Origin of the sequence: Lentzea californiensis, assembly GCF_024648825.1 — a bacterium.
GTDB classification, from domain to species: domain Bacteria; phylum Actinomycetota; class Actinomycetes; order Mycobacteriales; family Pseudonocardiaceae; genus Lentzea; species Lentzea californiensis.
This window is the reverse complement of record NZ_JANBBE010000007.1, coordinates 49,668-68,755: the sequence shown is the minus strand read 5'-3', so window position 1 is coordinate 68,755 and position 19,088 is coordinate 49,668. Positions and strand designations below refer to the sequence as shown.

The 19,088-nt window shown below is 69.9% G+C and carries 16 protein-coding genes and 1 pseudogene; 9 read left to right on the top strand and 8 right to left on the bottom strand.

Annotated elements, in window-relative coordinates:
- Positions 1 to 25: 25 nt before the first annotated feature.
- The gene (locus LX88_RS24715; protein WP_258950204.1) at positions 26 to 2,155 is read right to left on the bottom strand and encodes a pectate lyase-like domain-containing protein; all 2,130 of its coding nucleotides are present in this window, start codon (positions 2,153 to 2,155) and stop codon (positions 26 to 28) included.
- A 104-nt stretch (positions 2,156 to 2,259) separates the two neighbouring features.
- Here LX88_RS24715 and LX88_RS24710 point away from each other — a divergent pair, with 104 nt between their 5' ends.
- Positions 2,260 to 2,757 carry a helix-turn-helix domain-containing protein gene (locus tag LX88_RS24710; RefSeq protein WP_258950203.1) on the top strand — a complete coding sequence of 166 codons (498 nt, stop codon included), beginning with the start codon at positions 2,260 to 2,262 and terminating at the stop codon, positions 2,755 to 2,757.
- Positions 2,750 to 3,319, top strand: coding sequence for an SRPBCC family protein (locus LX88_RS24705; protein WP_258950202.1), 570 nt, complete (start codon positions 2,750 to 2,752; stop codon positions 3,317 to 3,319). The genes LX88_RS24710 and LX88_RS24705 overlap by 8 nt, the downstream gene beginning before the upstream one ends.
- On the opposite strand, the gene LX88_RS24700 is transcribed toward LX88_RS24705, so the two are convergent.
- Positions 3,292 to 4,494 (bottom strand): D-arabinono-1,4-lactone oxidase, encoded by a 1,203-nt coding sequence (locus tag LX88_RS24700; protein ID WP_258950201.1) that lies wholly within the window; start codon positions 4,492 to 4,494, stop codon positions 3,292 to 3,294. The two genes, LX88_RS24705 and LX88_RS24700, sit on opposite strands and share 28 nt — an antisense overlap.
- A 96-nt stretch (positions 4,495 to 4,590) precedes the next feature.
- On the opposite strand from LX88_RS24700, the gene LX88_RS24695 reads away from it, so the two are divergent.
- Complete coding sequence (locus LX88_RS24695) at positions 4,591 to 5,268, top strand: methyltransferase family protein (protein WP_258950200.1); 678 nt, start codon at positions 4,591 to 4,593, stop codon at positions 5,266 to 5,268.
- A gap of 181 nt (positions 5,269 to 5,449) precedes the next feature.
- Here LX88_RS24695 and LX88_RS24690 read toward each other — a convergent pair whose 3' ends face one another.
- Together LX88_RS24690 and LX88_RS24685 are read right to left on the bottom strand one after the other, a co-directional pair.
- Complete coding sequence (locus LX88_RS24690; protein WP_258950199.1) at positions 5,450 to 6,232, bottom strand: siderophore-interacting protein; 783 nt, start codon at positions 6,230 to 6,232, stop codon at positions 5,450 to 5,452.
- Positions 6,229 to 8,487 carry an ATP-binding cassette domain-containing protein gene (locus LX88_RS24685; RefSeq protein WP_258950198.1) on the bottom strand — a complete coding sequence of 753 codons (2,259 nt, stop codon included), beginning with the start codon at positions 8,485 to 8,487 and terminating at the stop codon, positions 6,229 to 6,231. Before LX88_RS24685 ends, LX88_RS24690 begins: the two co-directional genes overlap by 4 nt.
- Positions 8,488 to 8,579: 92 nt before the next feature.
- On the opposite strand from LX88_RS24685, the gene LX88_RS24680 reads away from it, so the two are divergent.
- The 3 genes from LX88_RS24680 (at position 8,580) to LX88_RS24670 (ending at position 11,430) form a co-directional block, all read left to right on the top strand.
- Positions 8,580 to 9,353 carry a TetR/AcrR family transcriptional regulator gene (locus LX88_RS24680; protein ID WP_258950197.1) on the top strand — a complete coding sequence of 258 codons (774 nt, stop codon included), beginning with the start codon at positions 8,580 to 8,582 and terminating at the stop codon, positions 9,351 to 9,353.
- 46 nt (positions 9,354 to 9,399) lie between these two features.
- A complete protein-coding gene (locus tag LX88_RS24675) occupies positions 9,400 to 9,762 on the top strand; it encodes a hypothetical protein (RefSeq protein ID WP_258950196.1) in 363 nt (120 codons plus the stop codon).
- Positions 9,763 to 9,882: 120 nt separating this feature from the next.
- On the top strand, positions 9,883 to 11,430 hold the full coding sequence (locus tag LX88_RS24670) for an outer membrane protein assembly factor BamB family protein (RefSeq protein WP_258950195.1): 1,548 nt from the start codon (positions 9,883 to 9,885) through the stop codon (positions 11,428 to 11,430).
- Here the strand turns inward: LX88_RS24670 and LX88_RS24665 are convergent.
- Positions 11,410 to 13,989, bottom strand: coding sequence for an AfsR/SARP family transcriptional regulator (locus LX88_RS24665; RefSeq protein WP_258950194.1), 2,580 nt, complete (start codon positions 13,987 to 13,989; stop codon positions 11,410 to 11,412). The two genes, LX88_RS24670 and LX88_RS24665, sit on opposite strands and share 21 nt — an antisense overlap.
- Before the next feature lie 31 nt (positions 13,990 to 14,020).
- The gene (locus LX88_RS24660) at positions 14,021 to 15,097 is read right to left on the bottom strand and encodes an epoxide hydrolase family protein (protein WP_258950193.1); all 1,077 of its coding nucleotides are present in this window, start codon (positions 15,095 to 15,097) and stop codon (positions 14,021 to 14,023) included.
- Positions 15,098 to 15,140: 43 nt separating this feature from the next.
- Between LX88_RS24660 and LX88_RS24655 the strand changes: the two genes are divergently transcribed.
- A complete protein-coding gene (locus LX88_RS24655; RefSeq protein ID WP_258950192.1) occupies positions 15,141 to 16,076 on the top strand; it encodes a helix-turn-helix transcriptional regulator in 936 nt (311 codons plus the stop codon).
- Between the two features lie 233 nt (positions 16,077 to 16,309).
- Positions 16,310 to 16,969, top strand: coding sequence for a PP2C family protein-serine/threonine phosphatase (locus tag LX88_RS24650; protein WP_258950191.1), 660 nt, complete (start codon positions 16,310 to 16,312; stop codon positions 16,967 to 16,969).
- A 10-nt stretch (positions 16,970 to 16,979) separates the two neighbouring features.
- Here LX88_RS24650 and ku read toward each other — a convergent pair.
- Positions 16,980 to 17,765 (bottom strand): annotated as a pseudogene (gene ku / locus LX88_RS24645) (non-homologous end joining protein Ku); the annotation flags it as partial.
- 77 nt (positions 17,766 to 17,842) lie between these two features.
- Here ku and LX88_RS24640 point away from each other — a divergent pair.
- On the top strand, positions 17,843 to 18,337 hold the full coding sequence (locus LX88_RS24640) for a metallophosphoesterase family protein (RefSeq protein ID WP_258950190.1): 495 nt from the start codon (positions 17,843 to 17,845) through the stop codon (positions 18,335 to 18,337).
- On the opposite strand, the gene LX88_RS24635 is transcribed toward LX88_RS24640, so the two are convergent.
- Positions 18,327 to 19,076, bottom strand: coding sequence for an esterase/lipase family protein (locus tag LX88_RS24635; protein ID WP_258950189.1), 750 nt, complete (start codon positions 19,074 to 19,076; stop codon positions 18,327 to 18,329). The two genes, LX88_RS24640 and LX88_RS24635, sit on opposite strands and share 11 nt — an antisense overlap.
- Positions 19,077 to 19,088: the final 12 nt, after the last annotated feature.

Genomic DNA, 19,088 nt, shown 5'->3' with positions numbered 1-19,088 from the left:
TGGGTGCAATCGGTTCAGTGCGTCATCACGGGTAATTGGCCAGGTAGGCCTCGGTCGACCCGGCGGTCGCCGTGCCGCCCGAGTTGTTGACGATCCGCTGGATGGTTCCCTTGCCGCCCAGCGACACGGTCACCATGCTGTGCAGCTTCACGCCGGGGGTGTTCGGCACCTCGAACGCCCGGTCGGCGACCACGGCCGGGTTCGCGTTCATGAAGGCGTAGCTGCCCAGACCCCACGCCTCGTGCGTCGTGACGTTGTTGGAGACCTTGTACGCCGCGTAGCCGCGAGTGGAGCCGTTCATCCACGCCGCCTGGTTGGGCACCTCGTACGGCATTTCGTTCTGGTAGAAGTAAGTCCGGCCGCCCTGGCCGTTCCAGATGGTCTGGTACTTCTGGTAGTGCTCGACGAACAGGCCGTACATCGTCACGTTGTTGCCGTTGACGACCAGGCCGGTGTCGGCCGTGTTGAGGTCCCAGCCGACGCCGACGGAGTGGTCGCCCCGCCAGAGCCACAGGTGATCACCGATCACGTTGTGGCTGTTGACCACCAACGAGGTCGCGGCCCGCCCGACGGCCGAGCCGCCGATGCGCGCGTAGACGTCGTGCAGCGAGGTCGGGTTGGCGGAGTGGTCGGCGTTGCTGCCCGGCGCGCCGACCTGCATCAGCAGCGGCGAGTTGGTCGGGGCCGCGTCGACGAGGATGCCGGCGATCTTCACACCGTCCACATCGGCCACGTCCAGTGCCATGTTTCCGTTGATGGGCATGACGGTCGCGAGACCGAGGCCCAGCACGACGGTGTCGGGGCGGGTGACGCGGATCGGCTCGGACACCTGGTGGATGCCCGGCGTGAGCAGCAGGTGCTTGCCGGCCGCGAGCTGCGCGTTGATCGTCGCCGCGGAGGTGCCCGGCTTCGCGATGTAGAACTGCGACAGCGGGATGTTCGTGCCCTGCTGGTTGCCCGACGCCCAGGTGGTACCGCTGGTGTTGGAGCGCAGCGCCGGGACGAACACGTTGTAGTTGCCGCCGCCGTCGACGTTCAGGAACGGCTTCTCCCGCACGACCGGGGTCTGCGCGACGTTCGTGTACGGCGGTTCCGGGAACGAGGTCTGCGGCGCGTTGCGCGCACCGACGAACACCATGTTCCAGTTCTCACCGGTCCACGAACCCCACTCGGTGTTGCGCGAGAGCCACTGCTGCTGTGATCCGGAGCGCACCTGGCCCGTGACCACGGAGTCGGCCAGGAAACCGCCGCTGGACCAGCCGTTGTCGTCGAGCTGCATGTTGCCGTAGGTCTTGGTGCGGCGCATCGCGGACGCCTGCGACACGGCCCAGGTGTTGGTGCCCGACGGCGGCCGGATCGCGAGGTTCTCCGCGCCACGCCAGAAGTTGTGGGTCGCGTTGCCCTGGAACCAGTCGGCCTCGACGTGCACCTGGCCGTTGATCGTCACGCCGTCCGGCAGCATGCCCAGGCCGAGGACCTGGGTGAAGAAGCCGATGTTGACGTCGACGTTGTAGTTGCCGGGCTTGAACATGATCGCGTACCGGCGCGCGTCGTACTGGCCCTCCTCCTGCTGGCGGAAGACGTCGTCGAGCCGCGCCTGGATGGTGGAGGCGGGCATCGACGGGTCGAAGACGAGCACGTTCGGGCCGAAGTCGGGCTGGCCGGGCTGCTGCGTGCCGCCGGTGAGGCGGAAGAGCTGCGCGTTGGTCCCGTTGCAGGTGTACTGGACCAGCTGGACGTCACCGGTGGACGCACCGGGCACGTCGAGGCACTTGGCGCTGTTGCGGTTCACGAACCGGTAGGTGTCCGTACCGACCTGTTCGGGGCGCCATTGCTGGTTGTTCGCGTTGAACGACTGCCACATGTGGACAGCCGCGTTGTCCGCGACCGAGACGTTCGAGACGTCCCAGACCTGACCCTGGCCGACGGTGAAGTACCCGTCGCTCGTGGGCGTGAAGGTCCAGGTCTGTCCCGAGCATCCTTGTTGGCGGAGCTGCGCGCCGTTGGCCGTTCCCAGCGACTCCACGCACTTTCCGCTGCCGACGTTCGTCACTTGATAGGCGGTTCCGGGCACCACGTCGGCCTGCGCCGCGACCGTCCACACAGGAACGATCGCCGCTGCTGCCAACGCTGCCACCAGCAGGGGGGTTCTCACGGCCCCAGGGTGGGGCGATTTGTTGCAACCGTCAACGAACTTACCTGTTTCCGGTCGCGTTCCGGTATTGACAAATCAATTTGTCAAATGGGACTGTGCTAGGCGTGGAGCTGTCGCCGTTGCGCCTGTCGCTGCTGGAGCTGTTGAAGTCGCCCGCCTCGGCGACGCAGCTCGCGGCGGCTCTCGACCTGCCCAGGCAGCGGGTCAACTACCACGTGCGGGCCCTGGAACAGGCGGGACTCGTCGAACTGGTGGAGGAACGCCAGCGGCGTGGCTGCGTCGAACGCGTCCTGCGCGCGAAGCCCGGCCGCGAGATCGCCGCCGACGTTCAAGACCAGTTCGCCGCGACGCACCTGGTGTCCGTCGCCGAGGACACGGCCCGCGAGGTCGAACGGATGTCGGGTGCCGCGGCCGACGCGGGAAAGCGCTTGCTCACGTTCACCGTGGAAGCGACGGTCCGCTTCGGCGCGCCCGGCGACGTCCACGAGTTCACCAGCGACCTGGCCGAAGCGGTGCGGCAGATCGCGTTGAAGTACGACACCGACACAGGCCGCCCGTACCGGGTGGTCACGATGGGCCATCCCGGAGTAGCAGATGAGTGACGAAGGCGTCCGGATCGAGATCACCGTGGCCGCACCGGTCGACGAGGTGTGGCAGTCGTTCCGGGACAAGGAGAAGGTTCGCCACTGGCACGGCTGGGACGCGCCGGAGCTCGACGCCGAGATCGAGGAGATCTTCTTCGCCAAGGCCGAGGTGGACGGCACCACGCTGATCGTCCAGGGCCACGACACGTTCACGCTGTCCCCTGTCGACGAAGGCACGCGGATCGTGCTGACCCGCGCACCCAAGGGCACCTCACCCGAGTGGGACGACTACTACGGCGAGATCACCGAGGGCTGGATCACCTTCCTGCACCAGCTCAAGTTCGTGCACGAGTTCCACCCCGGCGAGGAGCGCCGGACGTTGTTCTGGCCGTCCGAGGTCGATCTCGGCGTGAACGGCGAGCCGTTCTTCGAGTCCGAGAACCAGCGCGGTGTCGTCGTCGAGGAGTTCGGTCCCGGCCTCGTGATCACCAGCGCGACGCTGACGGTCGTGACGACCTACGGGTTCTCCGACGAGGAGCTGGAGGCGCTGCGTCAGAAGGGCCCGGCCGACCCGAAGTAGCGGGTCAGGAACTCGTTGCGGAAGACGCCTTTCGGGTCGTGCTCGCGCAGCAACGCCCGGAAGGCGTCCCACTGCGGGTAGCGCGCGGCCAGCAGGGCCGGCGGCACGGTGAAGAGCTTGCCCCAGTGCGGCCGCGGCGCGATCGCCTCCTCCAGGCGGGGCAGCAGCCGCAACACGGCGGGGGTGTCCGGCACCCAGGTGAAGTGGATCGCGACGCTGTCGCGGTCGAAGGCGGGGCTGAGCCACTGCGGTTCGGCGTCGATCGTGCGGATCTCGCAGGTCTGCACCAGCGGCGAGATCACCGTCGACATCTCTGCCAGCGCCCGCAACGCCGTCACCGCGCGGGTCCGCGGCACGAAGTACTCGGTCTGCAGCTCCTCGCCGACGGACGGGGTGAACTCGGCGCGGAAGTGCGGCAGCCGCTCGTGCCACGGGCCGGGCACGCCGCCCTGCAGCGTGCAGCGGGAGGCGGGCTGACCGGGCACCGGGTGCGCGGGCTCGGACGCCGGCCTCCCGGGGAAGGCGAACTCCTCGTCGCCCACGCGGTGCTTCGTCCACAGCGTCGCGCCGCCCTGCCAGTCGACGAACGCGCTGACGCTGTACGCGCCGTCGAAGATCTGCTCCAGCCGCACGAGCAGCGTCGTCCAGGCGACGTCCTCGTAGACCGTCTGCGCGACCTGGAACGACGGCACCACGTCCAGGGTCACGGTGGTGACGACGCCGAGGCCGCCCATCGACACGACCGCGCCGGGGGACGTCAGCTCGACGACCGAGCCGTCACCGCGCATGACCTCGACGGACCGCACGGCGCCGGCCAGCGACCGGGACCCGGAACCGTGGGTGGCGGTGGTGATCGCACCGGCCACGGTGATGTGCGGCAGCGACGGCAGCGTGTGCAGTGCGAGGCCCGCCGCCTCCAGCCGGACGGCCAGTGAGGCGAGCGTCATGCCCGCGCTCACCCGGACCGCGTGGCCGGACACCTCGAAGACCTCGGGCATGGCCGCCAGCGACACCAGCGTGCCGGTCGTGTCGGCGATCGTGCTGAACGAATGTCCCGAACCGACGACGTGCACGGCCGATGAGCCGCGCACGAGTGCACGCAGGTCGTCGGCCGATGCCGGGGCCACGGCCTCGGCCGAGCTGAAGGTGACGTTGCCGGCCCAGTTGGTCCTCATATGCACACGTTAGGCGCCATAGCGCCGTGAGTCATCCTCGCTATTGCTTCAGTGTTGACAGAAATCAGGTTGCCCGCGGTGGCAGGGTGGATCCACGTGGACACCGACGTACAACGGCTTCGACAGATGTCCGGGCTGATCACGCCAATGGTGCTCCGGGTCGCCGTGACCCTGGGACTGCCGGATCGCCTGCGCGACAACCCCGCCACCGCCCGCGAACTCGCGCCCGAACTCGAGGTCGACCCGCTCGCACTCGACCTGCTCCTGGCCCACCTGACGACCCTCGGTGTGGCCGAACGAACAGCCTCGGGCTACCGCACGACGGACCTCGGCGCCCTGCTCGGCGCCGGTGCGGGCAACGGCCTGAACAACCTGCTGCACCACGACTCCGCCGCCGGACGCGCCGATCTGGCGTTCGTCGACCTGGTCCACAGCGTCCGCACCGGCGAACCCGCCTACCCGGTGCGCTACGGCCAGGACTTCTGGACCGACCTGGCCGCGCGGCCGCACCTGCGTGAGGCCTTCGACCGGCAGATGAACGACCGCATGCGCGACTGGATCCCGCTGGTCGTCTCGAACTTCGACTGGTCGAGGTTCGGCACGCTCGTCGACGTGGGCGGCGGGCACGGGAGCCTGCTCGCCGCGAACCCTCTGATCCGCGGGTGTGGCGTTCGGCGGAGCGGCTGGTACGGTTGGCGCGCCCGTTCGGCGGTAGTCAAGTCGGCGGGTCTACCGCCGGGCTGGTGGGATGTCAGGTCTGTGGAGCTTGTGTAGGACCGTGGGCGGTACACCGTCCCTTGCTGGTAAGCCAGGCGGCAGCGGGCTGTGAAGCAGAAAACTCGACCCGCGAGGGAAGAATCTCCCTGCTTCAGCTGGGAGAGAGGTCAAGCTCGTGCACTTCGGCGGGCGCGCGCGACCGAAGGCTCGGTGACGGCCGCACGCAGCCTGCTGGAGTTCACTCGCTGAGCGCGGCGATCCGTTCCTGGGCCTCGGCGAGGTCGTCGGAGGTCGGGTCGTCGTCCTGGGTGAGGGCGCGCCGCCAGTAACCGGCGAACTCGATGTCCTTCTTGGACACTCCCTGACCGACGAAGTGCCTGCGCAGCGAGCGAACCGCGGAAGCCTCGCCGCCGAGCCACACCCACACCGACGGCGGTACCTCGGCCGCCGTCACCACCGAGACCAGGTCCTCCCCGGCGCTGCGGTGCACCCACCGCACGCCGGGGACGTCCTGTTCCTCCGCCGGGTCCGCGACCTCGACGAACACGAGCCGTTGCTGTGCTTCAGGAAGCAACTCCAGCAGCGAGCCGATCGCGGGCAACGCCGTCTCGTCGCCCGCGAACACCAGCAGGTCCGCGATGCCGAGCGGCCGGGCGTAGTCGCGCGACGGTCCGAACCTGCCGATGACGTCACCGGCTCGGGCGGTGGTGGCCCAGCGGGAAGCCGGTCCGCTGTCGCCGTGCAGCACGAAGTCGACGGTCAGCACGCCCTCGCTCAGTGACCGGACGGTGAAGCCGCGCATCCACGGCCGTTCGGGCTCGGGCATGGCCAGGTAGGCCTGGTACCAGGTGCCGACGTCTGCGGCGTCCGACACGTGCGCCGATCCGCCCGGTCGCGGGAAGAGCAGCTTGAGCTGCTGGTCCGGCCAGGTGCCGATCTCGTGCAGGCCGGGGCCGGTGAACGTCATCCGCGTCATGCGCGGGGTCAGCGGCGCGACGGAGGTCACCGTCAGCAGGCTCACGACAGGTACTCCTTCAGGTGCCGCGCGGTGAGCGTGTCCGAAGTGGACACCAGGTCGCCCGGCGTGCCGGAGAAGACGACCTGGCCGCCGTCGTGGCCCGCGCCGGGACCCATGTCGACGATCCAGTCGGCGTGCGCCATCACGGCGAGGTGGTGCTCGATCACGATCACCGTGTTGCCGGCGTCGATCAGCTGGTCGAGCAGCCCGAGCAGCTGGTCGACGTCCGCGAGGTGCAGGCCGGACGTCGGTTCGTCCAGCACGTAGGTCGAGGCCTTCTCCGCCATGTGGATGGCGAGCTTGAGCCGTTGCCGTTCGCCGCCGGACAGCGTCGTGAGCGGCTGGCCGAGCGAGAGGTACGACAGGCCGACGTCGTGCAGGCGGCTGAGCACGGCGTGGGCCTGGCCGGAGGGGAAGAACTCGCGCGCCTCGGCGACGGACATGCCGAGCACCTCGCTGATGTTCTTGCCCCGCAACGTGTAGCGCAGCACCTCGGGGGTGAAGCGCTTGCCCTCGCACTTCTCGCAGACCGTGGCGACGCCGGCCATCATCGCGAGGTCGGTGTAGACGAGCCCGATGCCCTTGCAGTTCTCGCAGGCGCCCTCGGAGTTCGCGCTGAACAACGCGGCCTTCACGCCGTTGGCCTTGGCGAAGGCGGTCCTGACCGAGTCGAGCAGGCCGGTGTAGGTGGCGGGGTTGGAGCGCCGCGAGCCGCGGATCGGCGACTGGTCGACCGTCACGACGTCCGGGCCCCTGCGCAGCGACCCGTGGATCAGCGACGACTTGCCGGAGCCCGCGACGCCGGTGACGACGGTCAGCACGCCGAGCGGCAGGTCGACCGAGACGTCCTTGAGGTTGTTGGTGCGGGCGCCGCTGATCGTCAGGAAACCCTTGGGGGAGCGGAACTCCGGTCGCAGCTTGGCCCGGTGGTCGAGGTGGCGGCCGGTCAGCGTGCCGGACGCGCGCAGTCCGGCCACGTCGCCGCTGTAGCAGAGGTGACCGCCGTTGAGGCCCGCGCCGGGACCGAGGTCGACGACGTGGTCGGCGATCTCGATCGTCTCTGGCTTGTGCTCGACGACGAGGACCGTGTTCCCCTTGTCCCGCAGGAGGAGCAGGAGGTTGTTCATCCGCTGGATGTCGTGCGGGTGCAGGCCGACGGTCGGTTCGTCGAAGACGTAGGTGATGTCGGTGAGCGAGGAACCGAGGTGCCGCACCATCTTCACGCGCTGCGACTCGCCGCCGGACAGCGTGCCGGACTCGCGGTCGAGCGAGAGGTAGCCGAGGCCGATCTCGACGAGCGAGTCGAGCGTGCCCCGCAGCGTGGCGAGCAGAGGTGCGACGGACGGGTCGTCGATGGCGTGCACGAACTTCGCGAGGTCGCTGATCTGCATCGCGCAGCAGTCCGCGATGTTCAGGCCGCGGATCTTCGAGTTGAGCGCGGCCTCGTTGAGACGGGCGCCCTTGCAGCTGTGGCAGGTTGCGAACGTGACGGCCCTGTCGACGAACGCTCGGACGTGCGGCTGCATCGCCTCGCGGTCCTTGCTCAGGATCGTGCGCTGCAGCTTGGAGATCAGGCCGTCGTAGGTGACGTTGGTGCCGCCGATGTTCAGCTTCGTCGTCGGCTTGTAGAGGAAGTCGTCGAGCTGCTGCTCGGTGAACGCCGAGATCGGCTGGTCGGCGGGGTAGAGGCCGGAGTTCGCGAGGACCTGCCAGTACCAGGTGCCGACGCCGTAGCTGGGAGCGTCGATCGCGCCGTCGTTGAGCGACTTGCTCCGGTCGACGATGGCGTCCACGTCGATGGTGGTGACCTTGCCCAGGCCCTCGCAGGCCGGGCACATGCCCTCGGGCAGGTTGAAGCTGAACGCGCCGGAAGTGCCGACGTGCGGCTCGCCCAGACGGCTGAAGACGATCCGGAGCATCGTGTGCGCGTCGGTGGCGGTGCCGACGGTGGAGCGGGAGTTCGCGCCCATGCGTTCCTGGTCGACGATGATCGCCGCGCTCAGGTTGTGCAGCGCGTCCACGTCGGGGCGGCCGATCGAGGGCATGAAGGATTGCAGGAACGCGGTGTAGGTCTCGTTGATCATGCGCTGGGACTCGGCCGCGATCGTGCCGAAGACCAGCGAGGACTTGCCGGAGCCGGACACGCCGGTGAAGACCGTCAGCCGGCGCTTGGGGACGTCGAGCGACACGTCCGCGAGGTTGTTCTCCCTGGCTCCGCGGACCTGGATCACGTCATGGCTGTCTGCGACAGCGTTCAAGGCTGCTTCCCCCTGCGTAATTTCAAAGCGGCTTCTTTATGCCGTAAAGTATCGACCGGCAAGGTTACTTTACGTTGTAAGGAGTCGCAACCGTGGTCGTCTACGCAGGTCAGGGCGACCCGCGCCGGTCCATCGAGCTGCTCTGGCGGGCGTCGGTCGCGGAGAAGCGTCCCGGCCCGAAGCCCGGGCTGAGCGTGGACGCGATCGTCGACGCGGCCATCGAGGTCGCCGACGAGCAGGGCATGGCGTTCTCGATGCGCGCGGTGGGGGAGCGGCTCGGTCGCACGGCCATGGCGCTCTACACGTACGTGCCGGGCAAGAACGAGCTGGTCGACCTCATGTACGACCGCGCGATGGCCGAGCTGCCGGCGTCCTACCCGCTCGACGACGGCTGGCGGCCCGCCGTCACGCGCTGGGCGCACGACATGTGGGAGTTCTACAGCCGTCACCCGTGGATGCTGCAGGTGTCGCAGGCACGCCCGGTGCTCGGCCCGCACGAGTTCGCGGTGACCGAGGCGCTGGCGGCGATCCTGGTGACCACCGGCCTGCCCGGCCGTGAGCTGCGCGGCATCGTCGGTGCCGTCAACTACTTCGTGCGCGGTGCCGCGCAGACCGTGTCCGAGGCCCGTGCCGCGGGTGGCGCGACCGGGGAGGGCGACGAGGAGTGGTGGTACGCGCGGTCGGCCGTGCTGCTGGAGATCGAGCCCGACCTGGAGAAGAAGTTCCCGATGCTGCACGTGCTGGAGAGCGACAGGGAACCCGTCGATCCCGAGCTGCCGTACCTGGAGAACGACGCCGTGAAGAACTTCCGCAGCGGGTTGAAGGTCCTCCTCGACGGTGTCGAGGCCGCTGTAGCGAAATCGTGACGAAGTCCGGACGTGCACAGCACACGGGCTCGATGAGATCGTCGCCATGGCAATCGTCAGAGTCCTTGTGGCCGTCGCGTGCGCCCTGGTGCTGACAGCGCCGAACACGGCGGCCGCTCCCTCGCAGGACGACCACCGCCCCGCAGCCATGACGATGAGGTACCAGGCCGGAGATCTCGTCGCGGTGGTGCACGCGCCGCGCGCCCTCGTCGGTGTGCGGCCGCTGGTGTTCACCCACGACGTCTCCGCCACGGTGCTGGTGCGGCGCGGTGCCGTGGTGGTGCTGGTGCACGATCCGTCGTCACTGACGCGGCACCACGAGCTGTGGCGTGAGGTGAGTGCGGGCACCGGGCCGCTGGCGGAGCGGTTCGGCGGGTTCGCCGGCCACTTCGTCGTGGCACAACCGTGACGGCGTCCGGGCGTCGACGTCGTGACGCATCAACCGATCGGTTAACCCTGAAGGAGACTTTGGGGGGACGTTTCGTTCTTCCGCCACTGCCAGGCTGGGTGGCGGAAGGGGGAAAATTCCATGCTCAGAACAACTGCGCTGCTCACCGCGGCGCTCGTCGTCCTGACCGCGTCACCCGCCACCGCGCACGCCGGCGGCGACTGGACCGGGTGGGCGAAGGACCTCGACGGTACGCGGCACCAGGCCGCCGAATGGCGGATCAACGCGGGCAACGCCGGGAAGCTCCAGCTGAAGTGGGCGTTCGCCTACCCCAAGGGCGACTACAACGGCGTCCGCAGCCAGCCCGCCGTCGTGGGCGACACGATCTACTTCGGCGGCCCCGACGGGAAGTTCTACGCCCGTGACGCGCGCAGCGGCCGGTCCCGCTGGGAGTTCGCGCTTCCGCAGGCCGACCGGTACGCGTTCAACTCCGACGGTCCCACCGTGGCCGACGGCAAGGTGTTCTTCGGGGACAGCGCGAGCAGGTTCTTCGCGCTCGACCAGCGCACCGGGCGCCTGAAGTGGCAGGTGCAGCTCGACACCGGCATCGCGTCGATGACCACCAGCTCACCGATCGTCCACAACGGACTGGTGTACGTCGGCACCTCCAGCAGCGAGAACGTGCTGCCGAACACGCACGCGTGCTGCACGTTCCGCGGTCACATCGACGCCTACGACATCGACACCGGTGCGCTGGTCTGGCGCCACTACACGGTGCCGGAACCGGTCGAGGTCGGCACGTGGCCCAACGGCGCCAAGCGGTTCGAGCCGTCCGGTGTCGGTGTGTGGAGCTCGCCGGTCATCGACCGCAGGACCGGCACGCTCTACGTCGGCACGGGCCAGAACTACACGGGCAAGGGCGGCGAGTTCGACTCGCTGCTGGCGCTGAACGCCCGCACCGGCGCGGTGAGGTGGACCAACCAGGTCACCGACGCCGACACGTGGCGCGACGCGTGCAACCAGCCCGACGCCGAGGGCTACTGCCCGGGGCTCAAGGACGGCACCAACCTCGACTACGACATCGGTGCCACGCCGAACCTCTTCACCGTCAACGGCCGCCGGCTGGTCGGCGTCGGCCAGAAGTCCGGTGTGTACCACGTGTTCGACGCGTCGACGGGGCAGGTCGTGTGGCGTCGTCAGCTCGGCGTGCCGCTGCCCAGCGGTGGCATCTCGGGCATCCAGTGGGGGTCGAGCTTCGACGGCAAGCGGCTCTACATCGCGACCTACTACGCCGGTCCCGGCAAGCTGTTCGCGGTGGATCCCGGCACCGGCACCGTTCTGTGGGAGACCCCGGCACCCGCCGACGGCTGCTCCACGGGCGGTGCGGCCGGTCAGCCCGGGTGCTACCAGGCGCACGGCGTACCGGTGTCCAGCTCTCCCGGCGTGGTGTGGCTGGGCGCGCTCGACGGCAAGTTCCGTGCCTACAACTCGAAGACCGGCCAGATCATCTGGGCGCACGACACCATCCAGGACGTGCGCGGTGTCAACGGGCTGACCGGGCGCGGCGGCACGCTGGCCGGGCCCGGTGCCGGTGCGGTGGTGTCGGACGGCATGGTCTACGTGCAGTCGGGTTACTCCTCGGCCTACGAGAACCCGCACGGCCACGTGCTACTGGCCTTCGGCCTGTAGCTTCACGCGCACCTCGTCGGCAGGCAGGCCTGCCTGGGTGCGCAGCTCGACCGCTTTGCGCCAGGCCTCCCGGGCCAGCTCGGCGGCACCCGCGGCAGCGTGGGTGTCGCCGAGCTGTTCGTACGCACCGGCTTCGAGTGGGAGGTCGCCGCCGAGCCGGAACATCTCCGACGAGCGGGTGAACGCCTCGGCGGCCCTCGCGTGGTCGCCCAGCCCGAGGTAGCCGGTGCCCAGGTTGTCCCACGCCTCGGCCTGGCCGATCAGGTGGTCCATCTCCCGCCATCTCAGCATCGCGCGCTCGGCGTACTCGATCGCCTCCGCGTACTCGCCGAGCTTGCCGTGGCCCCACGCCAGGCCGGTCAGCGCGTTGGCCTGGCCGTAGGAGTCGCCGCACTGCTCGAACAACGCGAGCCCGCGCCGCGTGTGCTCCATCGCCTCGCCGATGCGGTCGTCCGGGCACAGCATCGCGATGTTCAGCAGCACCCCGGCCTGGCCGGCCGGATTGCTCTCGTACACCTCGAACGCCCGGTTCAGCGCGGCGGTGGCCTCCTCGGGCCGGCGCATGCGGCTCAGGCCGCGGCCGAGGTTGATCAGCGTGCGGCCGAGGCCGTCGGCGTCGTCGAGCTGTTCCACGGCGGCGACCGCGAGTTGTTGCGACGTCAGGAGGTCCTGGTAGTGGGCCTGGCGGTCCAGGACGTCGGCGAGCGACCAGCCCATCAGCCACGTCTGCGCCGGTGTGCCGTGGGGCATCGCCGCCATCAGCGCCGGGTGCTCGGCCAGCAGCCACGCCAGCGCTTCCTCGTGCGTGCCGAACCGCAGGCCCACGACGCCGGGAGCCGGTGGCGGGGTGGCCGGGCGGTGGCGGCTGGGCGTGTACACGACACCGGCCTCGACGGCCGTCAGCGCGAGGTGGTCGAGCAGCCGGTGCAGGGCCTCGTCGCGTTCGCCGGCGAGGGCCAGTTCAGCCGCGTAGTCGCGCAGCAGGTCGTGGCAGGTGAACCGGCCCGGCTCCGGCTGGTCGATCAGGTTCGCCGTCGCGAGCTCGGTGAGCAGCGCCTCGGTCTCCCGCACGTCCAGCGCCGCCAGTGACGCGGCGCCGGCGAGGCTGATGTCCGAGCCCGGCATCAGGCCCAGCAACCGGAACAGCCGCAGCGCCGCGGGGCTCAACGCCTTGCAGGAGTGGGAGAACACCGAACGCAGGTCCGCCGTGACGTCATCGTCGTCGGCGAACGCGTCGAGGTCCGCCAGCTCGTCCGCGAGCGCCGCCAGCGGGAACTCCGGCTGCGTCGCCGCCCGAGCACCTGCCACCGCGAGGGCGAGCGGCAGGCGTGCGCAGCGGCGCACCACGGTGTCGACGGCGTCCGGCTCGGCCCGCGCCCGGTCGTGCCCGATCCGGGCGGCCAGCAGTTCGCGGGCGTCCTCCGGCGGCAGCAGGCCCAGCGGCAGGGCCTTGGCGTGGGCCGGTCTGAGCGAGGTGCGGCTCGTGATCACCACGTGCGCGCTCGGCGAGCGCGGCAGCAGCGGCTCGACCTGCTCGGCGTCCGTCGCGTTGTCCAGCAGCATGAGCACCCGCTTGTCCGCGAGCGCGTCCCGCAGCAGCGCCGACTGCCCCGCGAGGTCGTGCGGCACCTGGGACCGCGGCACGTCGAGCGCCGAGAGGAACCGCAGCAGGGCGTCACCGGGGCTCACCGCGGCGCCGCTCGGGCCGAAGCCGTGCAGGTTCACGTAGAGCTGGCCGTCGGGGAACCGGTCCATGGCCTGGTGCGCCCAGTGCACGGCCAGCGAGGTCTTGCCGACCCCGCCGGTACCGGTGATCACCACGACGCCGTTCGGTGCCTGGTCGAGTTCCGCGAGCTCCAGCGCCCGGCCGGTGAACGGCTTGGGCGCGGCCGGCAGCTGGCGCGGTGCCGAGGCCGCCTGCAGCCGCCGGTGCAGGGTCGCGAGGTGCCGCGACGGTTCGGCGCCCAGCTCGCCGGCGAGCCGGGCGCGCACCAGTTCGAAGTGCCGCAACGCCTCCGCCGCGCGTCCGCTGCCGTGCAACGCCTCGATCAGCTGGGCGGCGATCCGCTCGTCCAGCGGACGGCCGGCGGCCAGGGCGTGCAGTCCGGGCACCAGCTCCGCGTGCTCACCCCTGGCCAGCCGCTGGTCGGCGTGGTCGAGCCGGGCCGCGAGCAGCTCGTCCGCGAAGTCCGCGCGCAGCTGCCGGGCCCACGGCGTGTCCAGTGTGGACAGCGGCTCGTCCCGCACGAGTGCCAGCGCGTCGGTCGTCCTCCCGGTACGCACCAGGTGCCGGAACAGGTGCAGGTCGATCTCCAGCGGGTCGACCCGCACCACGTACCCGTTGCCGTCGCGCTCGATCAGGCCGGGCAACGTCTGCCGCAGCCTGGTGAGCCACGTCTGCATCATCGCGCGAGCCCGCGGTGGAGGGGTGTCGCCCAGCACGCGTTCCACCAGCTCTTCGGCTGTCACGACCTGGCCCGCGCCGGCGAGCAGCACGCCGAGCAGCGCACCTACACGGGTCGGACCGAACTCGGTCGTGCCGAAGATCGTGTACCGCACGGTGATCACCGTAGCCGCTCCGGCGACACCCTCACAAAAGAAACGCCTCTCGCAGTTCCGCGACCATCAGCTCCGGCACCTCCAACGCGGCGAAGTGCCCGCCCCGCGGCATTTCGGTCCACCGCACGATGGTGTGGTTGCGTTCGGCCATCCGCCGGATCGGCACCCCCACGTCGTGCGGGAACACCGCGACCGACGTCGGTGTCGCGGACATCGGTTCCAGCTCGCCCCACGTCTCGTCCCCCTCCTGGTAGTACCGCGCCGACGAGCCCGCGGTCCGGGTGAACCAGAAGATCGACGCGTTCGTCAGCAGCGCGTCGAGGGGTACCCCGATCTCCGGGTCGCTCCACGTGTGGAACGCCCATTCGATCCACTCGAGCTGGGCGAGCGGCGAGTCGGTGAGCGCGTGCGCGACCGACTGCGGCCGGGTGCTCTGCATCGACACGTACCCGAACTGCTCGAACTCGTACTGGAAAGCCTTTTCCACGGACCGCCGCTCGGCGTCGACGCTCATGTCCGCCGTCTCCTGGGTGACACCGGCGGAGAAGATCTGGTTGACGTGGACGGCCTTCACCTCGTCCCGCATCCCGAGCTGACGGGTGAGCACGGCGCCGAAGTCGTAGCCGTGCGCGAGATAGCGGTCGTAGCCCAGGCGTCGCATCAGCTCGGCGACCACGCCGGCCACGCGCGGGATGGTCCAGCCGAGCTCCGCGGTGGGACCGGAGAACCCGAAGCCCGGCACGGACGGGATCACGAGGTGGAAGTCGCGGCTGAGCGGTTCGACCATCTCCTCGAACGCGAAGCACGTCGTCGGCCAGCCGTGGGCGAGCAGCAGAGGTTCGGCGTTGGCTTTGGGGCTCCGCACGTGCAGGAAGTGCAGCGGGGTGCCGTCGATCTCGGTGACGAACTGCGGGATCTTGTTGAGCCGCCGTTCCCGCTCGCGCCAGTCGAAGTCGCGCCAATGGGCCACGAGCTCCCGGAGGCGGTCCTGGGGTGTGCCCTGGGCCCAGCTCGCGCCCACCGGTTCGCTGGGCCAGCGGGTCTGGTCGAGGCGGCGGTGCAGGTCGTCGATCTCGGACTGGGGGATGGCGATCTCGAACGGCTTCATGCCGGCGACGCTAGGGCGCCTGTAGGACAGTTATGGTCCTGCAGTGGCCTCTGCCCGTCTGCTGAAGTTGCTCGGTCTGCTGCAGTCGCGCCGTGAGTGGTCCGGTTCGGAGCTCGCGGACCGGTTGGGCGTCACCACGCGCACGGTCCGCCGTGACGTCGACCGGCTTCGTTCGCTGGACTACCCCGTGCACGCGTCGATGGGCACGTCCGGCGGCGGCTACCGGCTCGGGCCGGGCGCGCGGTTGCCGCCGTTGCTGCTGGACGACGACGAAGCCGTGGCCGTGGCGGTGGGGCTGCGGACCGCGAGCGGCATCGAGAACATCGGTGAGACGGCCGTGCGCGCGTTGTTGAAGGTCGAGCAGGTGCTGCCTTCCGCGCTGCGGCACCGGGTCGCGGCGCTGGAGATCGCGACCGTGCCGCACACCTCGGCGCCCGCCGCGGTCGACGCCGGGCTGCTGACCCTGGTCGGGACGGCCTGCCGCGACCGGCAGCGGATCCGGTTCGGCTACGCCGGGCACTCGGGGGAGGAGTCGCAGCGCGAAGCCGAGCCGCACCGGCTCGTGACGTGGGGTCGGCGCTGGTACCTGGTCGCCTGGGACCTGATGCGGGAGGACTGGCGGACTTTTCGACTCGATCGGATGAACGTGCGGACCCCGTTCGGGGCTCGTTTCACACCCCGTGAGATCCCGGGCGGCGACGCGGGGGCGTTCGTGGCGGCGCGCGTGGCCGATCGGTGGCCGGTGCAGGGCGTCGTACGACTGAGCGTGCCCGCCTCGGAGGCCGTGGAGTGGCAGAGCTATGGCGAGGTTTCGGCTGTGGACGAAACCTCGTGCCACGTGCGGGTCGGAGGCGAGACGATGGAGGACGTGGTGTTCATGCTCGCGAGCATCACCGTCGAGTTCGAGGTCGTCTCCCCGCCGGAGCTGTCCGCCGCGTTGCTCCGGGCGGCGAGCCGGTTTCGCAGGGCGGCGAAGTAGTGGCGCGACTCGGAACGTTGGCGAGGTAATCCACGCTCAGCAGGGCGCCTCGCGGCGCCGCCCCCACGCCCCCGTACGACCAGTACGAGGACGTGGGGGCGGCACCACGATGCACCCGTCTGACCGCACATTCCCCCGGCAACCTTCCAAGCCACACCACTAGAGAACTTCTCAGGGTCCTGACAGCAGACTCTCAGGCGCGCAGGGCTTAGTGGAGGTCAGGGAGGTCCGCCATGCTGATCGATCACACCAGGCCACTGGACACGGTTCCGCTGGGCACCGCGCTCACCGTGACCCACACGTCAGAGCGTGGACCGCGCAGATACAACGCCGATGCCTTCGCCGTGGGCCGCCGCACGTTCGTGGTCGCCGACGGAGTGGGTGACTCCGCGGCCGCCGCCGAAGCCGCGTGGGCCGCCGCACGTGCCGCGGCGTTGCTGACCGACCCGGTCGCCGCGATCCTCGCCGCCCGCGACGCCCTGCAGGTGCACTCGGGTGACGCCGTGATCGTCGTGGCCACGGCCCGCCCGGACGGCGGTTTCACCGTGGCGTGGGCAGGCGACGCCCGCGCGTACGCCTCCGACGGCTCGGACCTCGTCCAGCTCACCACCGACCACACGGTCGCCGAGTACTTCCGCGAGCGCGGCATCAAGCCCGAACCGCGGCTGGAACACGTCGTCACCAACACCGTCCGCCACGCGACACCGGAGAACATCGGCCGTGCGGCGACACGGGCTGCCCGGCTCGCTCTCGTGTCCGACGGTGTCTACGGGCCGTTGGGGCACAACGGGATCGAGGCGATCATGTCGGGGCACGCCACGGCGGAGCGTCTGGTGCGTGCGGCCCTGTACGCCCGCGGCACCGACAACGCGACGGCGCTCGTGGTCAGCTGACCTTCTTGCCGCGCTTCTTCTTGCTCGCCTCGACGCTGCGCTGCAACGCCTCCATGAGGTCCACGACGCCGGTGGCCTCCGCGGGCTCGTCCTCGACCTTGACCTTGCGGCCCTTCTGCTTGGCCTTGATCAGCTTGTTGACCCGCTCGGTGTAGGTGTCGCGGTAGTCCTTGGGCCGCCAGTCGTCGGCCATGGACTCGACCAGCGACACCGCCATGTCGAGCTCCTTGCCGCGTGGCGCCCGGCCCTCCGGCGTCACGTCCAGCACGTCCTTCGGCTTGCGGATCTCGTCCGCGAAGAACAGCGTGTGCACCGCCAGGATGCCGTTGTCCTCGGTGAGCGCGGTCAGGTACTGCTTGCCGCGCATGACGAACATCGCGATGCCCGCGCGGTTCGTCTTCTTCATCGCCCGCGCCAGCAGCAGGTACGGGCGGGAGAACTCGGGCTTGGCCGGCCCGAGCCAGTACGTCTTCTGGAAGTGCACCGGGTCGATCTCGTCGATGTCGACGAACGCCTCGATGTCGAGGGTGCGGCTGCGGCCCGGCGCGATCTCGTCCAGTTCCTCGGGCTCCACGACCACGTACTCGCCGTTCTCGACCTCGTGCCCCTTCACGATCTTGTCGTAGGGGACCTCACGGCCGGTGCGCTCGTTGACGCGCTTGTACCGGATGCGGTCGGACGTGCCGCGCTGGAACTGGTTGAAGTGCACGGTGTGGTCCTCGGTGGCGCTGTACAGCTCCACCGGGATGCTCACGAGTCCAAAACTGACAGAACCGCTCCAGATCGCCCTCGCCATGCAGGTCAAGTACCCACCACACGCCGTGGTTACTCGTCGATCGGCTTTCGTCACTCGCTCTTGCTACCGTGACGGGCGTGAGAGTCGTGGTGCTGTCCGACACCCACGCGCCGCGGTTCTGGAAGCGGTGCCCACCGGCCGTGGCCGAGCACTTGCGGTCAGCCGACCTGATCCTGCACGGCGGGGACGTCTGCGTCGCTCCCGTGCTCGACGAGCTGGCGCAGTACGCGCCCGTCATCGCCGTGTGCGGCAACAACGACGGGCCGGACGTGGTGGCGTGGGGCGCGCCGGACGTGGTCGAGTCCGACATCGAGGGCCTGCCGTTCGCGATGATCCACGACAGCGGCCAGAAGACCGGCCGGATGGCGAGGATGCGCCGCCGGTTCCCCGCCGCGCGGCTCGTCGTGTTCGGGCACTCGCACATCCCGTGGGACGAGCAGGAGGACGGCGTCCGCGTGTTCAACCCCGGCTCGCCCACGGACAAACGGCGTCAGCCGCACGGCACGATCGGGCTCCTGCAGATCGAGGACGGCGTGCTGCTCGACGCCCGGATCGTGCCGGTCACGCGTTGACCCCGGCGTCCCGCCGTGCCCAGGCCGCGAGCCGCGGGCCGAGCACCTCGTAGACGTGCGGGTCGAACCCCATGCCGGTGTGCGTGCTGCTCACCTCGACGCATTCCGCGTACGGGTCCTGGCACAGCTCCCACGGCACAACGCCGTCCAGGCGCGAGAAGATGGAGATCGCGGGGACCTGCAACGGTTCCGCGAGCGCCTTGATGTGCTCGTCGAAGCACGGCCCGCTCAGGCAGTCGTCGTCGAGCAGACCCGGCACACCCGCGGCGGCGAGGCGGGCCAGCAGCCGGGCGACGCGCAGGACGCTGGGATGCGCGCCCAACGGGTCGAGCACGGGGCTGGCCAGCATCACGAGGCCCTGCACGAGATCGGGACGCCGGGCGGCGACCAGCCGCGCGAGCCAGCCGCCGCGGCTCTGGCCGAGCAGCACCACCCGGCGGCCGGTGAGCTCGGCGTGCTTCTCGGTGCTGTGCACCAGTTTCGTCAACAGCTCCGTGGTGCAGCCGACGGTGAACCCGACTCCTGAACGGGCCGGACGGTACCCGCGGGCGTGCAGCCACCACGACGCGGGAGACAGACTGGCCTCACCCGCGCCGAAACCCGGCACGAGCACGACGCCGAGTCCGTTGCCCTGGTGCGGTTCCACGCTCCGCCACACCGGGTGGCGCAGCAGCCTCGGCACGTCCCACACCGCCCTCACCACGCTCTCACGTGTGGCGGATCGCAACCCGTCGAACATGACTGTGGGTTG